Here is a 23,141-nt window from a genome sequence, read left to right as displayed (position 1 = left end):
ATTCTATTCCTTGATTTTTTAATATAGTCTTAAATAAAAAAAATAATACTATTTTTGTATTATTTTAAAAAAATCAATCATAAAAAGTAACATATTTGTTTTAAACTTTCTTATAATATAGTATCTTACATAAACTTCGGCATTGAAATATAGTTATAGTTAAATTATAATTTTAAAAAACATAAAAAGGAAAAATATGCAAAAAGTATTATTATTAAATGGTGCAAAAGAATTTGGACACTCCAAAGGAAGACTAAACACAAGCTTGCATGAGCTTGCACTTAAGACTTTACAAGAACTTGGTTTACAAACCCAACAAACACACATAGATCAAGGTTATAACACAAACGATGAGGTAGAAAAAATTCTAAATGCTGATGTTTTGATTTGGCAAATGCCTGGTTGGTGGATGGGAGAGCCTTGGATAGTGAAAAAATACATTGACGATGTTTTCACAGCAGGACATGGAGTGTTTTATAAAAACGATGGTAGAAGTCATAATGAACCTACTAAAAATTATGGCACAGGTGGGCTTTTAAAAAATAAAAAATACATGCTTTCGCTAACTTGGAATGCTCCAATGCAAGCTTTTGATGATGAGAATGAATTCTTTAATGGAGCCGGAGTTGATGGAGTGTATTTACACTTTCACAAAGCACATGAGTTTTTAGGAATGAGTGCTTTGCCTACTTTCATAGCAAATGATGTAATCAAAAATCCTCAAGTACAAGAATATTTTACAAACTACAAGGCGCACTTAGAAAAAATTTTTAAAGCTTAGAAATTTGGGATTTGATGCTAGAAATCATTGATTTTTTAGCCTCAAATTCACTTTTTAAATTCAAAATAATCTGTCTTTTAACTTCAATAAAATCAACAAAGCTTTGCATATAATTTTTATAAATTTTTAAAACCACAGGCTTATTTAAAAGTAAATCTTCAAATTCATATACATTAAGCTCAGTTAATACTCTTTGATGTACTTCACTTGCTTTTGGATGATACAAGCTAAACTCGGTACTATCAAGCTCGTAAAATTCTTTACTCGCATTCATTTTAGTGCTAAAAAATCCCAAAGTAAGTTTAGTAGCACTTTCATAATTTGCCAAAGCTTTTAGATTAAGCTTTTCTAAAAATAGATCAAGTTCAAGTTGGCTTTTAAACAATAATTGCTTAAAATCTTTTAAAAAAAGCTCCTCGCTGGCACTAGCAAAGCTTCTAAAACTAGCAAATTCTTTTTCACTTTCTAAGGCATTTTCTTTTTGTAAATTTGAAAATTGAGCCTTAAAAAGCAAAATTTGCTCTTCTAAATTAGTAAAAAATAAGGAAAAATCATCTTTGATTTGACTAAATTCTAAGGCGATTTCATTTTTTAATCTTTTAAATTCCTTATTCATTGCTTCAGAATTATAAAACATAGCCAAAAACGCATCATCACTTGAAAGACACGGTGCTTTATAAGCAACTTTTTCATAAAGATTTTTCTTAAATAAACCCTTAGCTTCTTTATAATAACTACTATCTTTTTCTTTGATAAATTTTAAGATTTCTTGAGCAATTTTTTCTCCAACAAGTTTTAATTTATCTAAACAATTATGATTTAAAATTTTGATTTTTTGCTCTAGCTTACTTGCTTTGAAAGTTTGCAAAATAACATTAAATTTAAGCTCTAATTGCTCTAGTGCATTTTGAAACAAATCATATTGATTTGACAAAAGTTCGCATAAATTACTAAGTTTTTCTTTGATAAAATCTTTTTTAATACACTCATAATCAAGTTCTTTTAAATACTCATAAAGTAAAGGTAAATTTGACTTTTGCAAATCAAATTTTGCTTCTTTACATGAAATTGCGATGATTTTTTCAAAATACTTATCAAAAACTAAATGAGCGTAATTTAAAACATTTTCTAGCTCATCTTGACTTAGCTTATCTTTTTGATTTAGCACGCAAATCCCGCCACGCTCTAAAAGCTTGGCATTTGCTTTTATAGCATCTTCTTCACTTTTTTTGCCTGCATTATCAATCAAACTAAGCCAAATAGCACTATGCATAAAAGAAAGTTCTTTAAAAGTAGTTAGCGTGTCGGTGGTGTTTGCATTTAAACCTGGGGTGTCTATAAGTGTGATATCTTTTAAAAGTTCAATAGGCGCAAAAAGGTGCAAACTTTTAGTTTCTTTTAGCTCATTTCTTTGATCGCTAAATTTAGAAAGCTCATCTATATCAACAATCTCATCACTACCATCTTCATATTCAACTCTTAAAAAATACTCCTTAGCATAGCGTAAAAAGGTAGGCTTAAAAGTCACCGGCACCACGCCTGTTGGCAGGCATTCTTTTTGCAAAATCAAATTTAAAAGCGTGGATTTACCGCTGGAAAATTGCCCTATGATAGCCACATTAATGGCTCTTTTATAGCTAGCTATAATCATTTCAAGATCTTTTAAAAACACATCATTTAAATGCAAACTTGGCTCTAAAAATGCATTTTTGATTGCTAAGATTTTTCCTTCAAAACTATCATCAAAGCTTTTACAATAAGCATTTTCATAAGCTTTTAAAAAATCATTAATCAAATCATTTTGCATTTAAAAGCTCCATTTTTAAAGTCTTTAAACTTTGTAATTTTGTATTGTTTTTTTCTAAAAGTTCTTTGGAGTTTTGTTCATTTTGTTCTATTTGTAAAATCAAGTCTTTTAAATCTTTGATTTGTTCTTCTTGCTCTTTTTCGTATAAATTTAAACTAAACTCTAAATTAGTAAAAAATTCTTGATTATTTTTTAAATCTAGGGCGATTTTTTCTATATTAAATATTTGTAATTTTTCTAAAATTTGATTTTCTAAAGAGCTTTCTAGTTTATAAATATCTTGAGCAAACTCTAAATTTTTTAAAAGTTCCGCTTTTAATGTCATAAAAAGATCATTGGTAAAAATGCTTTCTATTTTTGCTTCAACCTTACTTTTAAAATCATCACAATTTTGCTCTAAAATAGCTTTTAAAAAATCATATTTCACACTTAGAGTGTTTTTAAGCTCATTGATCTTATACTCACTTTGCTGTTTTAACTCTCTTAAAAGATCAAAAATTCCATCTTTTAAAGTCGTATCAATGATAGTATTTAATCTTTGAGTGTTGTTTTTGATTTTATTATTTTGATTATATTTTAGCTCATCTATAAGTTTTTCTTTTAATTTTTTAGCTAGTAAATGTAAAAGCGTTAAAATTTCTTGAGTATTTTCATCTTTTGTGCTAAAAATAGCACTTAGCTCTGCTTTTACTTGCATTAATTTTTCTTTTTTTGCTTTAAAATCATTAACAATAGCTTGATTTTGCCTATCAAGCTCAAAGCTTTCATAATTTAGCATTTTATTAGAAAATTTAATTTTTTCTTCTATTTTTTCTAAATGCAATAATAATTCTTTTTTATAAGCACTTAGAGCGATTTTGTTTTTATCATATAAGCTTTTAGCTATAAGTTCTTCTAGTGTTAAAATATTGCTTTGTTCTAAATTTCCACCTTTTTTTTGATAAAAATCATTAGCTAGTTTTGAAGAAATACACACAAAATCTACATTATCTAATAATTCTTGGCTAAGCTGCTTTTGTGCTAAATTTTCTTTGAGCTTATTTTTAGTATAGTTAATTACTTCTTGTAAATCTTTTTGACTAAGCAAGTCAGCCTTAGTAAGCACAATCAAAAGCTTACTTACCCTTGAAGTTAACAAACATTCTATAATAAAATCACAATCTTTTTGACTTAAACTTTGAGAAGCATTCATAAGATGGATTAAAAAGTCAGCCTTACTTATATACGCTTTTGTTAAAAGCTCTCTTTGTATAATCACATCATCAAGTCCTGGAGTATCAACTATACAAACATTATCTTTTAAAAAATCAAGCGATGAAAAAAGTTCTATTTTTTTAATAAGTGCTGAAATTTTATTTTTTGCACTAGTGTAATTTTTTAATTCTTCAATTTTTATTTCTATATTTTTATTTTCTTTTTCAATATATTCATTTAGATTAAAATTTTGCTCTAATTGCTTGATAAGTTCTTGCATATCTTGATTATCTTTAGAACTTTTTAAAATATCTTGCCATTCTTCTTCACTCCAAAAATACATCTTAGCTTTTTGATCTTTGCCGTATTTTAAAACACTCAAATTTGCAGTTTCAGGCACATTAGATACACCTAAAAAATCTTTTTTTAAAAGTGCATTTAGCATGCTTGATTTACCCGCATTTACCACACCCGTTACCGCAATAGAAAAATCAATATTGCTAAATTTAACTAAAGCTTCTTGTAAGAGTTTTTGAGCTTTTTCATCCTCGCAAAGCTCTTGTAAGTTTTGGTTAATGAGATCTAGTGTTTGATGTGAGTTTTTAACTTCTTGCTTGTAATCTTTTTGAATAACTTTTTGTTTAGATACAAAAGCATATATTAAAGTATTATCAGTGATTTTTTGAAGTTTTTCCAAGGCTTTTAAAAGCTCATTTTTGTCTAAAATTCCTAAATTTAAAGCGTTAATAAAACAAACTTGCGCATATTGAATACCATAAAGATCTAAGCGTAAATTTAAACTTTTCATCAAACTTTTAAATTCATTTAAAGCGCTAAATCTTTCATAATTATCAAGATTAGTACTTAAAAGAATTGCTGCTTTTTGAACATCAATCAAACTTTCATCAAAAAGTGTATTTGTGTCAAGATAAACGCTATGATTTTGCCAAATTTGTTTTAGTAAGGTTTTAAGAGCCCCCTTTTCTTGGGGGCTAGAATTATTTGTTTCTTTGAGCGACAAGCTGTCTTCTCATATAAGCGATTTTGCTTTGTAAAGGTAGTTCTTTTGGACAATTATCTTCACATGCAAGTAAAGACATACATCCAAACACACCATCATCATCACCCACTAATTCATAAAAATCTTCTATGGTTCTGTGATCATGTGGATCTTGTAAATATCTAGCTGTTCTTAAAAGCCCGGTAGCTGCGATAAAGTCAGGTCTCATTAGCTTAGTCGCACAAGAAGCAACACAAATTCCACACTCTATACAACGATCAAGTTCAAAAGTCTCATCAGCAACTTCTGGCTCAATACGTTCTTCAAGTTTAGAAATATCTGTTTCTTTTTCATTATGCACCCAGCTTTCAACGCGTTTACACATACCATCAAACCACTCACCTGTATTAACACTCAAATCTTTGATATGTCTAAATGCAGGTAAAGGCATAAGCTCTATAACGCCATCTGGATAGTCTTTTGTCAATGTTTTACAAGCAAGTTTTGGCTTACCATTGATCATCATAGCACAGCTTCCACAAATCCCTGCTCTACATACAAAGTCAAAACTCAAATCCGCATCCATTTTTTCTCTGATTTGAGTTAAGCACACAAAAATCGTCATAAATGGAGTTTCTTCAAGCTCATAAGTAACAAAATGAGGCTTAGAAATTTTACTTAATGGATTATATTTAAATGCTCTTATTGTTAATTTTCTACTCATAATCAACTCCTATTCTTTGATTTGGTGCTTTAAATTTAGCTTGTAATTCATAAGGCATTAAAGCATGTTGAATTTCATATCTACCTTTACCTTCTGCTTCCATTTTTTCACGGATCGCATCAACTTCAGCTTGACGTTTTTCGCTTAGTGGATTTTCAATGATATTTCCTTTAGCACCATAACCTCTAAATGCAGGTGGGATTTCCATTTTCATAATGTCAAGATCTTCATACTCAACTCTAGGCATACTTTCACCTTCTACCCAGTAAATATTTGTTCTTTTCATCCAATTTAAGTCATCTCTTTTTGGATAATCTTCTCTATAATGAGCCCCGCGGCTTTCTGTTCTTAAAAGCGCACCATAAGCAACACATAAAGCAATTTTTAGCATTCTTGGAACTCTATAAGCTTCTTCAAGCTCTGGATTTGCACATTTTAATTCTTTATCATGTACTTTTAGATCAAGTGATTTTTGGTATAACTCTTCAAGCTCTTTAACCGCTTCTTCAAGACCTTGGCCTGTTCTAAAGATAGCTACTTTTTCCCACATAATGTCTTTCATTCTATTTTTGATTTCAAATACATCATGTTTTCCTTCTTTGCTAACAAGAGATTTTAAGTAATCATACTCTTTAGAAAGGAAAGATTTAACGATATTTGTATCAATATCGTTACCATTTTCTTTACAATATTGTGCAAAATAATCTCCCACGATCATACCTGCAACAACAGTTTCTGAACATGAATTTCCACCTAAGCGGTTAAATCCGTGCATATCCCAGCAAGCTGCTTCACCGCATGCAAAAAGACCATTTAGCCATTGACTTTCGCCGGTTGGTTTAGTTCTAATACCACCCATTGAGTAATGTTGCATAGGTAAAACTGGTGCCCAACCTTTTGGACCCTCATCAGCAGGATCAATACCATTAAATGTCTTACAAATATCTTGAACATCACGAAGATTTTTTTCAACATGAGCACGACCAAGGATAGAAATATCAAGCCATAAATGATCTCCATAAGGGCTTTTTACACCTTTTCCTTTTCTAATATGCTCCATCATTCTACGACTTACAACGTCCCTACTTGCAAGTTCTTTTTTCTCAGGTTCATAATCAGGCATAAAGCGGTAACCATCAACATCTCTTAAGATACCACCATCACCTCTACAACCTTCAGTTAGTAAGATACCACTTGGCACGATTGGAGTTGGGTGAAATTGCACTGCTTCCATATTTGAAAGTCTGCAAAGTCCAGTTTCAAGTGCAATAGCAGCGCCTGTTCCTTCACAAATAACAGCATTTGTAGTTTGTTTATAAATTCTACCATAACCACCTGTTGCAATCATAGTTCCTCTAGCAACATAAGCGATTAATTCTCCATTAGTTAAATCTCTAGCAATAGCTCCTAGACATTTTTTACCATCATGGATAATTCTTACCGCTTCCATTCTGTCGATGATTTTAACTTGATGTTTAATTGCTTCATTTGCCACACCATAAAGCATACAGTGTCCTGTTGCATCAGCGATATAGCATGTTCTCCATTTTTTAGTACCACCAAAGTCTCTTGCGTTTATAAGACCATGTGCTTCTTCTTTTTCTTCAATGGTAGTTTTTTGAGCATTGATAACTACAGTTCTAGGTCCTTTTGTAACCCTAGTCCAAGGCACACCCCAAGCAGCAAGCTCACGCACGGCTTTTGGAGCAGTTTGTGCAAACATTCTTGCAACTTCTTGATCACAGCCCCAGTCAGACCCTTTTACTGTATCAGCAAAATGCACATCTTCATTATCTCCCTCACCTTTAACGCTATTTCCTAAACTAGCTTGCATACCACCTTGTACAGCAGCTGAGTGAGATCTTTTAACCGGACAAATACTTAATAAAGTTACACTTTGACCACTTTTTGCAACTTCAATAGCAGCTCTTAAACCTGCAAGACCACCACCGATAACTAAAGCATCACTATATTGTATGTTCATATTTAGCTCCATCATAAGTTTTTACTATTTGCGCTACAGAGTTGTTTTGGTAATTATTAAAGCCTATTTTTGCAAAAGCAGCTAAGCTTAATACACCTAAAACTAAGAAGAAAATACTAATAAACCATTTTGCTTTTTTAAGTTTTTTACGACTTTCTTTTGCATCTTTACCTTCAAACCAACCCCATTTTACACATAATCTATAAAGACCAATACTACCATGCAACTCAACACAGATTAATAAGGCAATGTAAAATAACCACATAAAATGGCTCACTACTCTATCGCCTGACATATCAGCACTGATTTTATCTGCATTAGTAATGATAAAAATTAAGTGCGCAGAACCCAAGAAAAACATTACAAAACCAGTTGCAGCTTGAACCCACCATAAAGAAGAATCACCATGATTCATATATTTTAAGTGTGTTCTACAAAGTTGGTATTGTCTGAAATTAATAGGGAATTTTCTCATTGCAAGACCCGCATGCACAAAGAAAATAACCAAAACACAGGCAGCTAAGAAAGAAGTGATGTAGCTCATCATAGGGCTATTAATGATAAATTTTAGTTCTAAAAAGTGAACCACTGAATCAAAAAAATCATCACTAACCAAAATGGTAGAAACGAAAAACATATGTGCCCACATAAACAAGCCTAAAATCAAGCCTGTTGCACTTTGAATATAGTCAAGTTTTGCTGGCATTTTGCTTTTTTTGCCATCAATACTCTTGCCTAAAAAACCTTCAATGAGTTGGCTCATATTTACTCCTTTTAAAAGTTGATAAGTTTTAATATCGGAGCAATTATAGAACTTTTATTCTTAAAATAAATAAAAATTTATAAATTTTTTTTAATATTTCTTAAATAAAAAGATAAAAATAGTCCTAATAAAAACATTAATAAGCTCAATATCTGACCCATACTCATACCAAAAGCAACAAAGCCTATACCAAAATCAGGCTCTCTAAAAAACTCGCATGCAAAGCGCGCTAGGGCATATAAAATCGTATAGTAAGCAATCAGTTCTCCATTGTATTTTTTATATTTTTTTATTAGTAATAAAATAGCAAAAACCACAAAACCTTCTAAAAATGCTTCATAAAGTTGTGAAGGATGACGCAATATCCCCTCTACATAAATACCCCAAGGTACTTCCGTAGCTCTACCAAATAACTCTTGATTTAAAAAATTTCCAATACGACCAAAAATATATCCACATGGTACACTAATAGCAACTAAATCTAGATATTTCCATAAATTTTGCTTATTTTTTTTACAAAAAGCATAAGTTGCTATTAAAAATCCAACAACAGCTCCATGGTAACTCATACCCCTAATCCCTACAAATTCTCCATTATAAAAGGGATTAAAAATTTGCCAAGGATGTGTAAGATACCATAAAGTATGCGCATCATAAATTAAAATATAGCCTATTCTTGCACCTAAAATCACCCCTATTTCTACCCATATAAAATAGCTATCAAGCATAGCTTTAGAAATTCCCATATTGTCTTTAATCGCATAGTATTTTGCAACCATTAAAGCAACAAGCAAGGCTAGCACATACATAATGCCATACCAATGCACTTTTAAACCAAAAATTTCAAAAGCCACTACATCAAAATTTGCATAAATATTTTGCCAAAATTCCATAAAAAGCCCTTATTATAAAACAGATAATATAGCAAAAAATTGTTATAATTATAAAAATCACAAGGAGAGAAAATGAAAAAAATATTATTATTTTTTAGCATAATTTTATTTTTAAGTGCTTGCACTGGTAATCAAAAAACTTATTATATTTCTATGCCAAATTTTAAAAGCACTTTTGAAGAACACAACCACACAAATGCTAATAGCCCTAAAGTCAAAATCAATGATGTAGAAATTATAAAAAGTACTTTTTATAGTTCATATTTTGAGCAATCTACTCTAAATCAAAGAATTAATAAAAGCTTAGAATTACTCAAAAAACAACTTTTAGAAGATAGCAAAGCATTGCTTCAAAGTAAAGGATATACTATAGATAATGAAAATCCTGATTATGCTTTTAATATAATTATTAATGCTAATTTATATGAAGATAAGGTTACAAGAAATTCAAGTCTTGGAGGCGATAGCGTAGAGTCTTCTTTTATGATTATTTTAGAAGCTCAAAGTCATTTAAATAATTTACATCAAGAAGATACTTTTCAAAGCACAACAAGCTCGGCAAAACTAAATGATCCTATTATTTTAAATTATCCTATAAAAGGACAAGCAAGCATAGAAAGCTTTAGAGAGGTATACAGTGCTGTTCCTACTCAGCTTAATGAAAGTCTTGCAGCAAGTGCTTTAGAAATTGATAAAGTTTTTGTTGCTTTTTATAAAGAAATCACATCTAGTTTAAAAACTAGTGTAAAAGAAATCAAAGAAGAACCAAAAACACAAGAAAGCTCAGAAGTTCAAGATGCAAAACAAGATGATAAAAAAGAAGAAAAAACTACTCCTTATCAAAATAATGAAGTAATCATCTTTGAATAGCTTGTGCGTAAAACACTTTGATCTTAAATTTAAGATTAATGTGTTTTTCTTCGGATTTAAACTCTACAGGAGTGCTAATTTCTATTAAATTTTTATATCTTTGCAAATCATTTAAAAAAGAATAAAAAGCTTGAGGATTTTTCATCTTTACATTAGCTCCAAATTGGTATTTTAAATACTCTTGCTCTTTTTTAATGGGAATGAGATTGATTTTAACATCATCAAAGTAATTTTTCATAAATTCCAATAATTCTTTTTGTGAAAATTCTGCATTGATTTGAGCTAAATTTTGCGCATTTACCTTTTGAAACTCATCAATAACTTTTTCTAAAGCTTGCAGCTCATTTATTGCTTTAGTGTTTTGAATTTGCTGGGTTGCTAATCTTGAATGTTCGATTTTATAATCTTTCAAAAAAGGCACGATTAAGAATAAAATCAAAATCGCACAAAGTGCTACAAATGAAAAAGAATAAATTAATATCTTTAATACATCAGCTTCTTCTAAGCTCTTATCGTTTTTGCTCATACATTTCCTCTGGTATAGTGATATTTACACTTACAAAGCGATACCACCCATTTTCTAATTGATAATAACTTGTTTGAGAATTAGAAAAAATACTTCTTAATGGAGCCTCTAATAATAATGCAAACATTTCTTTAGTAGGTGTAATACCTCTTAAAATAAGTGATCTATCTTCCATTAAAACCTCATCTAAAGATATGTTTTTAGGCACTAGAGTAAAAAGATTTTGAATACTTTTTAATAAAACTTTATTTTTACCATTTTCTTGCTCTTGCTCTAAATCTCCCAAAATCAACTCTGCTTTATCATTTTGTCTTACTAATTCTTGATATTTAAGCTTATTAGCATTAATTTGAGCTATGATTTGAGCTAATTCTTCTTTTTTATTATCAAGTTGTACAGACGCATAATAGCTTTTAAAAACAACCACAATAAATACTACAAAAATCAAAGCAACACTAATGCTAGTAAAATAAATCCAAATTCTAGTAAAAAGATTAAAAACGGGTTTTATCTTAGGTTTGATTAGACTATATCTCATAATTTTAAGTCCTTCACCATAAGTTCATTCATCAAATTTAAAGTATCTACAAGTTCTACTTTAGGTTTTATAAAAAGTTCATTTTCTAAATAATCAAGCGAGGTCGGACTAAAACTTTCCTCATCAAAAATCACAATTTCTTCCAAAAAGCTATTATCATACAAAGGATTTTGATAAAATTCTTTTACACTTGAAATGATGTATTCTATCATTTTCATATCTGAGCTAAAATTTTCTAAAGACTCGATAGGAAGCTCTTCTTTTTCTTCATCTAATTCCTCAAGTTTATCAAGCTCTTGACTCATTTCTTCTAAACTTTTTAAGTCATAATTTTGCTCATTTTCTTCTTCTTGATTTTCATCATCAATTTGTAAATCAAATTCTTCTTTAATATCATCAAAAAAATCATCTTCATCATAATTTTGACTAGCTATATTAAAATAACTTCCAAACAATATAGCTTCATTTTTACAAATTAACATCGCAACAAAATCATGGTATCTATACACATAAAGGCCTATTTTTTCTTCAAAACCTCTATTTGCCATACAATGATAAAGCAAAGAAAAAGGCGAATAAAGTAAATCCAAACCGCCAAAAGCCTCATAATCTTGTTCATATGAGCTTAAAGAATGATTAGATGCATACAATAAACCATTATTAAAAGAAATACACTTAACACTACTTGCATCGACACCAAAATTGGAAAGATCTTTAAAATTTGAGCTTGGTACAACGCCTTGGGCAATAGGAGTAAAAAAAGTGCATATATAATAAATTTGAAAATCTTTAGTTAAATTTTTTACATATTCTATGGCTTTTTCTTTGTCTTCAAAGCTTTTTTCAAAAGTATCAACAGCTTGGGATTTTTTCCAAGTATGACATCTTATAATGTATTGTTTTTCATCATAGCAAATACAAACTAAAAGTTGTAAAATATACTTTCTAAAAAAAGATAACATAGTGTTTATCCTTTGTCTATTTGACTTATCATATCAAATTTTTCTTTTATCAATACTTTAGCTTCTTCTAAATTTAAATTTTGTATTTTGATTTCTTCACTTAGTCTATAGGTAATCTTAGAAAAAGGTTTAGGTAAGATCATTTTATCCCAACTTTTAAATTCCCAAAAAGAACTCGCTTCATAATTTAGCAAAAAAAGCGGAGCATTTTTTTTCAAAGCTATCATCACAGAACCATCTGAAACACTATGATAAGGTCCTCTTGGTCCATCTGGAGTGATAATCACATCATCGCCTTGATCTAAAATTTTAAAAGATTGTTTTAATAAAGCCAAAGCACCTTTGCTTGTACTACCTCTTAAAGTATCTAAACCAAAAAAGGCAATATTTCTAGCAATGATTTCTCCATCTTTATGGTGTGAAATCATCACATAAGCCTTTTTTCCTTTAATACCCATTTTACGATAGGCAAAAGGCATTAGAGCAAGACGCCCATGCCAAAAAAGTATCACACATGATCTTTTTGGAAGCTTTTGCCCTAAATAAACCTTTCTACAAGTTAAAAAAATCAGCCATTGTAATAAAAAAATTCCAAAAGCTAAAAGATTAATCTTAAAGGATTTCGCCATTTAACACCATACGCCTAGGATTGGTGATTTTTACTTTTTTTATTTGTCCTAATAACTCTTCACTACCTTTAACTTGAATCAAAAAGTTATTATCACTTCTACCTGCTACAAAACCTTCACTTCTTAATTCTTCAAATAAAACTTCAAATTCTTTATCTTTTTGTTTTGCAACAATTTCATCTAAAATTTCTGTATGTCTAGCTTGTAAAATACTCAAGCGTTTTGAAGCTATATCATCAGGAATTTGATTTGGCATAGTTGCAGCTTTAGTTAGTGGTCTTTTAGAGTATTTAAAAGAAAACATTTGTTCAAAACGCACTTTTTCAAGTACATCCATAGTATCTTCAAAGTCTTTATCACTCTCACCTGGAAAAGCTACAATCACATCAGTAGAAATACTCACATCTTTGCACATAGAACGAAGTTTCAAGGCTCTATCTAAATACCACTCTTTAGTATAACCGCGTTTCATAGCTTTTAAAATTTCACTTGAACCACTTTGTAAAGGCATATGCATAGACTTACAAACTTTAGGATTTTTAGAAAAAACCTCTAAAAATCTATCATCCATATGCAATGGATGTGGACTTGTAAAACGGATACGCTCTAGACCTTCAATTTCACTTAGTCTTTCTAAAAGATCTGAAAAATTAATCTTTTCATGAGCATTAGAAAATCTTTTGCCATAATTATTAACATTTTGTCCTAGTAAAAAAATCTCTTTAGCACCTTTAGAAACAGCTTTCAATGCTTCATTTTTAATAATCTCAAAAGGTATAGAAATTTCATCTCCTCTTGTATGAGGCACTATACAATAAGTACAATGTTTATCACAACCTATAGAGATATTAATATAGGTTTTATAAAGGCTATTTCTAAAATCTGCAAAAGCATAATTACTCTCATCAAAATCTATATCATTACCTAAAAATTTTGGCGTATTTACAGCCTTTGTGATTTTAGAAACATTTCTAGCACCCAAAACAAAATCCACATTAGGAGCACGCTTAAAAATCTCATCTCCTAAATGCGAAGCAGTGCAACCACAAACTCCTATTTTAGCTCCATTTTTTTTGATTTTTTCAAAACTCCCAACTTCTGAAAAAAGCTTATGTACAGGCTTTTCACGCACTGAGCAAGTATTGATTAAAATCAAATCTGCCTCTTTTGCGTCTTGAGTTAATTCGTAATTTTCTTTTTCTTTAAGTTCGGCTATCATATGCTCTGAATCACGCACATTCATAGCACAACCTAAAGTTTGTATAAAAAGTTTTTTACTCAAAGAATGTGTACCTCATACATAAAATCTGTATCATCTAAACCATATTTGATCGTTCTATGATAAACACATTTTCCCTTTTTTTCAAAATGCTCTACTAAAGCAATTAATTGCTTATGTGCATTGTCTTTATCAAAATAGAAAAATTTTTGACCTTCTTTATCTACAGCCTTTTCAATACTTTCTAAACTTATACTTTTTGGCTTTTCATCAACAGAGGTTCTTGCTATTTTTAAATCCATATCATCATCCTCAAGTTTTTTTAATCTGAAATTATAGCAAATTTTACTTTTAATTAAACTTATTAAAGATATAATTTTATTCTTCAAACTTTTAAAATCCAAAATTAAGGTTGTATTGTCATTATGGAAAAAATCACAGATATAATTGAATCCATTGCTAATGAGAAAAATTTACAAATAGAAGATGTAAGAGAAAGAGTTAAAAAAGCACTTATTAATACTGCTAAGAAAATTTATGGCGATAAGTATGAATTTTTTGTTGATTCAGGTAAAAATTTACAACTTTATCAAAAAATCATCGTAGTAGCTGATAATGATGAAAGATTAGAAAATGAAAATGAGCATTTTATCGCCTTAAGTAAAGCAAGGGCTGAAGCTAAAGACGTAGAAATTGGTGATGAGCTAACTTATGAATGTTCTTTAGAAAATTTAGGCCGCACTGCTGTAAATATCTTACATAAAGAATTAGAATACAATATACAAAAACTCTTAGAAGAAAAAATCTATGAAAAATACCAAAAAATGGTAGGACATATGGTTTTTGGTAGCGTGGTAAGAGTAGATAGTGAAGAAAATACTTATGTAGAAATTGATGAGTTTCGTGCATATTTACCTAGAAAAAATCGTATCAAAGGTGAAAAATTTAAAGTTGGCGATGTGATTAAAGCTGTTATTAGACATGTATATATTGATAAATCAGGTATGAGAATGGAGCTTAGTAGAACTAGCCCTAAATTTTTAGAAGCTTTATTAAAAGCTGAAGTTCCTGAAATCAAAGATGGTCTTATAAATATTTATGCAAGTGCAAGAATTCCGGGCGAGAGAGCAAAAATCATCTTACAAGCTAATAGTCCAAGTGTTGATGCAGTAGGAGCAACTGTAGGCATAAAAGGAGTTAGAATCAATGCTGTAAGCAAAGAATTAAAAAATGAAAATATCGACTGCATTGAGTATTCTAACGAAATGGCAATTTTAATCACAAGAAGCTTAGCTCCAGCCATTATAAACTCAGTTAGTATTGAAGATAAAAAGGCTATTGTAACACTAAATAGCGAGCAAAAAAGCAAAGCCATAGGAAAAAGTGGTATTAATATACGCTTAGCTAGCATGCTTCTTGGATATGAGATAGAGCTTAATGAAGTAAATAATGAAGATAAAACTAATAATCAAGAAGAAGCATTTAAAAATCTTAAAGCTTTATTTGGAGAAAATTAAAGCTGCTTACCGACAGTTTGTTCGGTAAGTTTTCTTTCTAAAACTAAATCTACTATAGGCTGTTCTCTTTTATTTGCCTTTTGGCAGTGATTTTTGTCAAAAAAATCTGTGATTTTAATAACTATTTTAGCCCATCTTTTATCACGTTCTCTCCAAGCATGAGATGATAAAGACTCCCAAGCATAACCATTAAACAAAGTAGCATTGACAAAATGATCAAGCGCTCTCACACCTTGTCTAACCCTAGCAGGATTACCAAAAGTACCTACTATAACAATAAAAAGATAACTAATCACCGCTAAAGGAACGATAGCACAAAGTAGTATGGTTCCTGCTAATTTTTCTTTCATTTTTGCCTTTTTATAAATCTTATATTCATACCATTTGCTGATCTTATAGTAAGTCTTCCTACTATATCAGGCACGAAATTTTCTTCTAATTCTAACTTATAAGTCCTTAAAATATTAGCTAAAATCAAAACAGCCTCTTGCATAGCAAAGCCCTGCCCTATACACACACGCTCTCCCATACCAAAAGGCATATAAGTGTCTTTTTTAATCTTGCTTTTATCTTCATGGCGACTTGGATCAAATTCATGTGGATTTTCCCAAAAACTATCGTGTCTATGGATGAGCCATGGAGCTACCACTACACCTGAACCTTTTTTGATAAGCTTATCTCTCATTTTACTTTCATTTCTTGCTTCTCTAGCAAAAAAGCCAACTGGTGGATAAAGCCTCAAGCTTTCTTTAAACACATTTGTAACATACTTCATCGCTCTAATATGCTCTATTTTAAACTCCTCATCACCTGCAACTTGTATGATTTCTTCATAAGCTTTTTGTTGTTCTTTTGGAGAAATACTTAAAATATATAGTGTCCAAGTTAGCGAACTTGCAGTAGTCTCATGGCCTGCTAAGAAAAGCATGGCAACTTGGTCTAAAATTTCATTAAAAGAAAATCTCTCATTGGTATCTGCATCGACTACCATGAGCAATGATGATAAAATATCTTCATATTTTCCTTGATCATTTAGGGCATTATCATATCTTGGTTTTATAATATCTGATAAAACCTTGCGTATAACTCCACCTGCTTTAAGTCTTTTTCTCTCGCCCAAAAGATTTGAAAGCCAAGTTGGAAAACGAAACATTCTTCGCATAGCTGTTTTAACTGTTTCTTCTTGCACAGTTACAAAAGCATCCAAAACAAGCTTGCCTTTTTGCTCATCAAGTTTTGATGACATGATAGTTCTAAAAATCACATCTGCAGTCACAAAAGTCATAGCTTCATCTACTTCTATAATCGCTTTATCTTCATACTTTGCAAATCTTGCCATCATATCAGAAGCTGCTTCACTCATTAAATTAAAAACCTTAGAAATCCTTGTCATTTCAAAAGAAGGTCTTAAAAGTTCTCTTTGCTTTTCCCATACTCTATCATTAGTTGTAAAAATGCTTATACCTAAAAGTGGCTCTAAAAGCTCATGTAAAAGTTGGCTTTTTGGGTATTCTCTAACCTCATCTACCATAATGCGTCTAACTTCTTTTGGATCATTTACTACATATAGATCAAATCCAGGCATTTTTACTCTACCCATCATCATCTTATAGCTTCGCTCATAAAGTCCATCAAGCCATGATCTTCTTTTTAGTAAAAAAGTAGTTAATGTAGAAGCTTTATTTTTATAAGGCTTTGGATGAAAAGGACACTGACCCATGTTTTTCTCCTACTTGATTTTTTCTTCTAGTTTATTTTTACCTATGATAAATTCAAAAAAATTATATACTCCTTGAATTTGTGTGGCAAATAAATATAAAAAATGTGCTTTATATTTGTCTTTTTTGATTTTTTTATAATCTTTACTTTTATATAAGGTATGAAATTTAGCCGAAAGATATTTTGGACTAAATTGCGCCTTTACTCCGCTTGTGCGTATGAAATCAACTTGTGCAAAACAAGCCCCATCAATAATAGAAGTAAAATCATACCATATTAAATTTTTACTTCCTAAATACTCTAAGTCTTTTCTAAACTCAAAAGATCTTTTTTGATAGCTTACTAAAGGTATACACTCACCTAAAGTTAAAACCTTTAAATTTTTAAAAGAAATATTTTCTTTTTCGCATTTTCTAAGCACTTTTGCTAAAACATTTATACAAAGTACTGTTCCTACACTATGTGCACTTAAGATGAGTTCGTAATTTTTATCATTTACATTTTCTTTTAGTTTTTCAAAAATAACTCTAGCAAAATCATCCATTCTTAACTCAAGCTCACCTTGAGAATTTTTCTCCCAGTTTGCACAAAAAGAACAAATTCTAGCTATCCAAAAAACAGCTAATTTTTTGCCTAATTTATAAAGCATTTTTGGTAAAAATACTAACAATAAAACAAAAACCAAAATTCCCAAAACAATATGAAAATTTTGCAAATACAACAAACTTCCAAAAGCACAAAATAAAGTAAAAAACAAACTCAAAAGTACATAAAAAAATGGATAATAACCTGTGATAAGTTGGTGTGGGGATTCTTTACCAAATTTTAAAAAAAGTCCTGTGATGGTATAAATTCTAAAAAAACTATAACAATCACTCAAAGCATCTTTTATACCTTCTGACCAGTTTTTTTTGACTATATCATTCCAGCTTAAAAAGGTGTAAGTAGTGCTTGTATGCGGGGTTTGAATTTGCCAAGAAGGATAAGCATTAATCTGAGCTTTTGATAAAGTATAATCATAATTTAAAAGTACATTTTGCTCGGTTAAATTTTTTTTAAACATAGCATAATAATGCCTATATCCTCTAGGATCATAACCAGCTATATAAAAAACATCTCTTTTTTGACACAATTTATCCATTAAAATCCCAAATAAACTCAAAATGAATTTAAAAATATAGCTAAAGTTGTTATCTTTGTCAAATGCTTATTTAAAGGCAAAATAAGGGGTTTTTGCTCTGAAATTATTCATTAAAAAATATTTTATAAAATAAATAAAAAATTTATAAACAAGAAAGAACTTATGGATGTAATCTTACTAGGTGGTAGCAATGGTGTAGTTAAAAATGGTCTTAGAATAGGTCTTGAAAATAAAGACATTGCGCTACATAATTACGCTTTGGGACTTAGCACTTCTTTACAAAATCTTTATGAGTTAATACGCCATAAAGATACTATAAATAAAAGTGATTTTCTCATTAGCGAATCAAATATCAATGATTATCTAAGTCCTATGAGTTTAAATATTATACTTAGAAATATTGATTATTTTTACGAAGAACTTTACAAAGCAAACAAAATTATCATAGTGCTTATACTCCCCATACCAGCTTGTAATGATAAATCAAAAGCCATCAATGAAGCTCATAGGAAAAATTGTGCGTATTATGGTTTCAATCTAATTGATGTAGATCTTTACTACCAAAAAAATAATCTTTATGATTTTGATCAAAACTATAAATTCCACCCTATGCCACTAGCCATGCAAGAGCTTGGTAAAAACATCATTAAAAATCTACATAACTTTAAAAAATCCAAAGAAAATATCATTTGCTCAAAAAGAAAATACCATATCTTTACACCTTCAGATTTAACTAAAATAGAGCATAAAAACTCATTTTTTTGTGAAAAAACTACAAAGATTAAAGCTAGTGAAAAAATCATTTTTCCAAAAGAGTTAAAAAACTATCAAATCTTAGGTATACACACTTGGAATCACACTAACTCATCAACTCATGCTATATCATCTATAAGCATTGAAAATTCATCTTTTAAATTAGTAAAAAATTTTGGACTTATCAATACTTTTCAAGATATACAAAATGAAAAAGCAATTTGCGATGAACAAACCTTTTTGTATGTTAATACGCAAATTATCAAGCAAAGTGAGGAAAGTTCTGGCTTAAGCATAGCAAATGAAAAAACACCAAGGCTTGATTATGCGGACTTAATAGGAATTTTACTTTTAGAAAATGATAATGATAAAAAAATTGAATCTAAGAATTATCTTACAAATACCCATGATTCTTTGATACCACCTATAGCATTTTATAAAGAATTAGCACTAGAATACCATGAACTAAAAAAACTTGATATGCAAACATTTTTACAAAGCCAAAATCATAGTCTTTTACGTTTTTTAAATCACAAAGGCTTAAAAAATGAATATGAGATATTTATCCACCAAAACAATAAACTTTATGGAGCCAGTTTAAGGATAAAAGAAAGATTAAGCTATAAGCTTGGAGAAGCTATCATGAAAAATAGCAAAAGTTATCTAGGGTATTTTAAAATACCTTTTGAATTAAGAAAAGTCAAAAAAGAGCATTTTAAAAATCAAAAAGATCAAAAAAATTTACCGCCACTAAAAGCTTATGCAGACTATAAACATGCTCAAATAGCCAAAACACATTTGCCCTATCTTTTAGGTAATGCACTTTTACAAGCTTCAAGAACTCCTTTTAAAATAGGGTATTTAAACTTACCTTTTAAACTAAAAAAGATTGCAAAAAACTATAAAAAGAAAATTTAATCTAAACTAGTATTTTTGAAAAAATTCCCATTAACTTGGGTTTTATATATCACATAATTTCTAAATTTAGCGTGCAAAACAACATCGGGTTTATATGCCCTGCATTCTTTCCAAAAAGTATGCAAACTTTTTTGATAAGTCAAACCTTCTACATCATAAAAGGCTTTTCCCATAACTTTTAAAGGACTATTGTGATATAAAGCAGAAAGTCCTACTGTACTATTTATAACTATAGTACCTCTTGTATTGATTAAAAGTGTAGGTAAGTGTAAGTCATGTATATATAAAATTCTGCCCTCGACATTATATTTTAAGCTCAAATCTTCTATAAGTTTATTATAGTCCCTATAGCCACGATCCATAGGATGATGTTTAAAAACTAGATAAGACTTTGCTTTAGCATGATTAGCAAAAGAGATAATCACTTCTTCTATAAATTTTTCTGTAGTTTTTTTATAATGATGAGATAGTTGAGTGTCATTATGCACTTGCAAAATAGCTAAAAAATACTTTTGCTTTAGGGAAAGAATTTTTTCATTTAAACTTTTTTCTGTAATTTTGTATTTGTTTTTTCTATATACTGAGCAAAGCCAAGGTAAAAAATCAAATAATTTTAAACTTCTATGGTGTAAAGAATTATTAAAATACCAAGAAAATAAAAAAGCAAAAAGCCAGTATAAAAATGAAGCAAAGGCCATATTTCTAAAAGTGCTTGAGAAAGTTTTAAATTTAAAATCTTTATCAAATTTTTTCTGACTTAGATAAAATTCTTTTTCTCTTGGTAAAGTCGAGTTTGCATTCACTCCATCTTTTTCAAAAGTAATAAAATTTGGTCTAATATAACCTTCTTCAAAAATCCATACTTCAATACCCATTTGCTTGGCAACATTAATGGCGATTTCATGCACTTTTCTACAATCATTATACATTAAGATAACTTGAATTTGTTTTTCTTCAAAAAGCTTTTTATAAAAGTCTTCAAGCTCGGCTAAACTTTTAGTATAATTAATGCTTTTAAAAGGATAAAAGAAAAAATCTCCGCCATTAAAATTTACTTTACAAACCTTAGCTTGCGGAATTTTTGTAGCAATTTTACGAAAAAATCCTCCCACAGGTCCTTGGAGCAATAAAACATTTTTACCAGAAAATTTTTTTAACTTTTTACTTAAATTCATCTAATCAAAATAAATTCTATCAATCTTCTTATTTTTCTTAATATATAAATTCTTATATCCATAAACCAACGCAAATAAAATTTAGAAAAATAATCTTTTTGCATTTTTAACATTATATCTAATGCAAGCTCAACTTCACATAAATTTTTACTTTTTGGATGGATATATCTTGGATAAAAGATCAAAACCCCCGCAACTAACTCTTCTAAACTAAGCACCCTTGTGCGTCTTGGAATTTCATGTAAATCGCTTGTCAAACCCCAGCCTGCATAAAATGGCTTACCATAGACCACTACTTTTTTACCACGCAAAAGAGCGTCAAAACCGCTTGTAGAGGTTATAGTATGCACTTCATCACTCGCATTGATAGCACTATCTATGCTGACATTTTCTATAATCTCATCACAGTATTTTAAAATAATGTTTTTATCTTTTAAACCCTTACGGTTACCACTTAAAACATCAGGGTGAGGTTTAAAAACTATAAAGGCGTTTTCATTAGCTTTTCTTACACTTTGTAAAAGTTTTAAGGTATCAAAGCCTGCTCCACCTAAGATCATAGAAGCATCATCTTCTACTTGAGCAGGGATTAAAATGATTTTTTTATTTGTATTAAAATTTAGCTTTTCATGCTTTAAGCCATTATACTTTGAAAATTTATTTTGTGTGATGGTGATGATGAGTTTTTTAACTCTTTGTTTTAAACTTTCATCAAAAATATGATTTTGTAAAATATCTTCTAAATCACTTGGTTTACTTGGATCAACATACAAACCTTTACTATCTACTATTAAAGAAAAAGGACGTGTGAGATCTGAACCCAAAAAAACCGAGCGCAAAAAGCCATCTTCTACTAAGAAAATTTCATTACTAAAATATTTAGCTAGCAAAGTTTTATCATACTTTTTACCCCAAATGAAAATTTTATCTTCAGAGTTTAACTTAGCTTTATAAAGCTCATCAAGCGAGTTTAAAAAAATGATTTTATTATTCTTGGATTTAAAAAATGGCTTCATAAACCAACGCTTCCACAAAGTAAAACCTAAAAAATATAAAGTATTAGAATTAGCTTGTTCTATCTTTTTATACTTTGCTAAAGTATGAATAGTGTCAAAAATATCACTTTTTTGATTTAAGTAAGGATTAAAATACTCACTATATAAAATATAAGTAGCATAAAAAACCTCTTCCAGGGTTCTTTTTTTTAACCTTCTTTTGCACACTTGTCTATCTTGAGTTAAACCCCAACCTGCATAAAACGGCATACCATAACATACACATTCACATCCCAACATTAAAGCTTCAAAACCCATGCCAGAAGTCTTAGTATAAACTTTTTTAAAGTAACTTAGCAATTCTATGGGATTATAATTTTCTTTTATAACTACACATTTGCTTGGTAAATCTTGTGCGTTAAAATCGCTTTGTTTTTTACCACTTAATACATCAGGATGAATTTTAATATATACTTTAGCATTTGGATTTTCTTTGATAGCATCATTTATGATATCTTGAGTTGAGAAATTATCAGCTAGGCCAAATTTTAATGAAGCATCATTTGCCACCTGAGTGATGATTAATACACGTTCTTCGCTACCACTAAAAAACCCTTTTGGTATACAAAGATTATTATTATACTTACTAAGTTTTTCTTTTTTTATAAGCTCTATAGCTTTTTTTGCTTGTTCTAACTCTTTGGAATTAAACTCATAAGTATTTAAAATATTTTCGAGCTTAGATGGCGCGATCGCATCATAATAAATTCCTATATCGTCTTTGACGATAGAAAAACTTGGGCTTTTCTCTACTCCTAAATTCAATGAGCGCAAAAAGCCGTCTTCTAAAAGCAAAAATTTTGCATTATGTTTTTTAGCTAACTCTATAGCTTTTAAACCTGACTTTTTTCTACCCCAGCCTATAAGAACATCTTCTTTAGTGATGTTTTTATAGGCATGATATAGGGTTATTTTTAAAAAAATTTTAACAGCTTCTTTTAATCTTTTAGATGTAGTATAAAATTTCATATCT

General features: G+C 29.7%; 21 protein-coding genes. 4 read left to right on the top strand and 17 right to left on the bottom strand.

The genetic code is table 11. From position 1 onward, the window contains the following. The first annotated feature begins 196 nt into the window (after positions 1-196). Positions 197-781, top strand: coding sequence for an NAD(P)H-dependent oxidoreductase (locus L8W68_RS01555; protein ID WP_133319433.1), 585 nt, complete (start codon positions 197-199; stop codon positions 779-781). On the opposite strand, the gene L8W68_RS01550 is transcribed toward L8W68_RS01555, so the two are convergent. The 6 genes from L8W68_RS01550 to lgt form a co-directional block, all read right to left on the bottom strand. Then, positions 771-2,588 carry a dynamin family protein gene (locus L8W68_RS01550; protein WP_263674757.1) on the bottom strand — a complete coding sequence of 606 codons (1,818 nt, stop codon included), beginning with the start codon at positions 2,586-2,588 and terminating at the stop codon, positions 771-773. The genes L8W68_RS01555 and L8W68_RS01550 overlap by 11 nt on opposite strands. Further along, positions 2,578-4,803 (bottom strand): dynamin family protein, encoded by a 2,226-nt coding sequence (locus L8W68_RS01545; RefSeq protein WP_263674756.1) that lies wholly within the window; start codon positions 4,801-4,803, stop codon positions 2,578-2,580. The genes L8W68_RS01550 and L8W68_RS01545 overlap by 11 nt, the downstream gene beginning before the upstream one ends. Beyond that, a complete protein-coding gene (locus L8W68_RS01540; protein ID WP_012661078.1) occupies positions 4,781-5,506 on the bottom strand; it encodes a fumarate reductase iron-sulfur subunit in 726 nt (241 codons plus the stop codon). The genes L8W68_RS01545 and L8W68_RS01540 overlap by 23 nt, the downstream gene beginning before the upstream one ends. After that, positions 5,499-7,490: a fumarate reductase flavoprotein subunit gene (locus L8W68_RS01535; protein ID WP_263674755.1), complete on the bottom strand. Its 1,992-nt coding sequence runs from the start codon at positions 7,488-7,490 to the stop codon at positions 5,499-5,501. The genes L8W68_RS01540 and L8W68_RS01535 overlap by 8 nt, the downstream gene beginning before the upstream one ends. Then, positions 7,474-8,253, bottom strand: a complete 780-nt coding sequence (locus L8W68_RS01530) for a fumarate reductase cytochrome b subunit (protein ID WP_039617578.1) — start codon at positions 8,251-8,253, stop codon at positions 7,474-7,476. Before L8W68_RS01530 ends, L8W68_RS01535 begins: the two co-directional genes overlap by 17 nt. A gap of 77 nt (positions 8,254-8,330) precedes the next feature. Beyond that, on the bottom strand, positions 8,331-9,146 hold the full coding sequence (gene lgt, locus L8W68_RS01525; RefSeq protein WP_263674754.1) for a prolipoprotein diacylglyceryl transferase: 816 nt from the start codon (positions 9,144-9,146) through the stop codon (positions 8,331-8,333). Between the two features lie 72 nt (positions 9,147-9,218). On the opposite strand from lgt, the gene L8W68_RS01520 reads away from it, so the two are divergent. After that, positions 9,219-10,016: a membrane lipoprotein lipid attachment site-containing protein gene (locus tag L8W68_RS01520; RefSeq protein ID WP_263674753.1), complete on the top strand. Its 798-nt coding sequence runs from the start codon at positions 9,219-9,221 to the stop codon at positions 10,014-10,016. On the opposite strand, the gene L8W68_RS01515 is transcribed toward L8W68_RS01520, so the two are convergent. The 6 genes from L8W68_RS01515 to L8W68_RS01490 are packed head-to-tail and all read right to left on the bottom strand — an operon-like array spanning position 10,003 to position 14,192. Then, entirely contained in the window at positions 10,003-10,542 is a 540-nt protein-coding gene (locus L8W68_RS01515) for a hypothetical protein (RefSeq protein ID WP_263674752.1), read from the bottom strand. The two genes, L8W68_RS01520 and L8W68_RS01515, sit on opposite strands and share 14 nt — an antisense overlap. Continuing rightward, positions 10,526-11,080 (bottom strand): hypothetical protein, encoded by a 555-nt coding sequence (locus L8W68_RS01510; RefSeq protein WP_039627963.1) that lies wholly within the window; start codon positions 11,078-11,080, stop codon positions 10,526-10,528. Before L8W68_RS01510 ends, L8W68_RS01515 begins: the two co-directional genes overlap by 17 nt. Then, positions 11,077-12,042 (bottom strand): hypothetical protein, encoded by a 966-nt coding sequence (locus L8W68_RS01505; protein WP_263674751.1) that lies wholly within the window; start codon positions 12,040-12,042, stop codon positions 11,077-11,079. The genes L8W68_RS01510 and L8W68_RS01505 overlap by 4 nt, the downstream gene beginning before the upstream one ends. Positions 12,043-12,047: 5 nt before the next feature. After that, positions 12,048-12,671 carry a lysophospholipid acyltransferase family protein gene (locus L8W68_RS01500; protein WP_039617569.1) on the bottom strand — a complete coding sequence of 208 codons (624 nt, stop codon included), beginning with the start codon at positions 12,669-12,671 and terminating at the stop codon, positions 12,048-12,050. Then, positions 12,655-13,953, bottom strand: a complete 1,299-nt coding sequence (gene miaB, locus L8W68_RS01495) for a tRNA (N6-isopentenyl adenosine(37)-C2)-methylthiotransferase MiaB (RefSeq protein ID WP_263674750.1) — start codon at positions 13,951-13,953, stop codon at positions 12,655-12,657. Before miaB ends, L8W68_RS01500 begins: the two co-directional genes overlap by 17 nt. Next, entirely contained in the window at positions 13,950-14,192 is a 243-nt protein-coding gene (locus L8W68_RS01490) for an HP0268 family nuclease (RefSeq protein WP_039617566.1), read from the bottom strand. The genes miaB and L8W68_RS01490 overlap by 4 nt, the downstream gene beginning before the upstream one ends. A 123-nt stretch (positions 14,193-14,315) precedes the next feature. Here L8W68_RS01490 and nusA point away from each other — a divergent pair, with 123 nt between their 5' ends. Beyond that, the gene (nusA, locus tag L8W68_RS01485; protein ID WP_039617565.1) at positions 14,316-15,407 is read left to right on the top strand and encodes a transcription termination factor NusA; all 1,092 of its coding nucleotides are present in this window, start codon (positions 14,316-14,318) and stop codon (positions 15,405-15,407) included. Here nusA and L8W68_RS01480 read toward each other — a convergent pair. Genes L8W68_RS01480 through L8W68_RS01470 form a run of 3 tightly spaced genes read right to left on the bottom strand, consistent with a single transcriptional unit; the run spans position 15,404 to position 18,267 of the window. Then, the gene (locus tag L8W68_RS01480; protein ID WP_039627957.1) at positions 15,404-15,757 is read right to left on the bottom strand and encodes a membrane protein; all 354 of its coding nucleotides are present in this window, start codon (positions 15,755-15,757) and stop codon (positions 15,404-15,406) included. The two genes, nusA and L8W68_RS01480, sit on opposite strands and share 4 nt — an antisense overlap. After that, complete coding sequence (locus tag L8W68_RS01475; protein ID WP_263674749.1) at positions 15,754-17,127, bottom strand: cytochrome P450; 1,374 nt, start codon at positions 17,125-17,127, stop codon at positions 15,754-15,756. The genes L8W68_RS01480 and L8W68_RS01475 overlap by 4 nt, the downstream gene beginning before the upstream one ends. 9 nt (positions 17,128-17,136) lie before the next feature. Continuing rightward, positions 17,137-18,267 (bottom strand): DUF829 domain-containing protein, encoded by a 1,131-nt coding sequence (locus L8W68_RS01470; RefSeq protein WP_263674748.1) that lies wholly within the window; start codon positions 18,265-18,267, stop codon positions 17,137-17,139. Positions 18,268-18,429: 162 nt separating this feature from the next. On the opposite strand from L8W68_RS01470, the gene L8W68_RS01465 reads away from it, so the two are divergent. Next, on the top strand, positions 18,430-19,938 hold the full coding sequence (locus L8W68_RS01465) for a hypothetical protein (RefSeq protein ID WP_263674747.1): 1,509 nt from the start codon (positions 18,430-18,432) through the stop codon (positions 19,936-19,938). Here the strand turns inward: L8W68_RS01465 and L8W68_RS01460 are convergent. Continuing rightward, complete coding sequence (locus tag L8W68_RS01460) at positions 19,935-21,113, bottom strand: capsule biosynthesis protein (protein WP_263674746.1); 1,179 nt, start codon at positions 21,111-21,113, stop codon at positions 19,935-19,937. The genes L8W68_RS01465 and L8W68_RS01460 overlap by 4 nt on opposite strands. After that, positions 21,110-23,137, bottom strand: coding sequence for a capsular polysaccharide biosynthesis protein (locus L8W68_RS01455; RefSeq protein ID WP_263674745.1), 2,028 nt, complete (start codon positions 23,135-23,137; stop codon positions 21,110-21,112). The genes L8W68_RS01460 and L8W68_RS01455 overlap by 4 nt, the downstream gene beginning before the upstream one ends. Between the last annotated feature and the right edge of the window lie 4 nt (positions 23,138-23,141).

The organism is Campylobacter sp. FU_497, assembly GCF_025772425.1.
GTDB lineage: Bacteria > Campylobacterota > Campylobacteria > Campylobacterales > Campylobacteraceae > Campylobacter_D > Campylobacter_D lari_C.
Note: the sequence above shows the minus strand (reverse complement) of the source record. Positions and strands in the feature narration are given on the sequence as shown.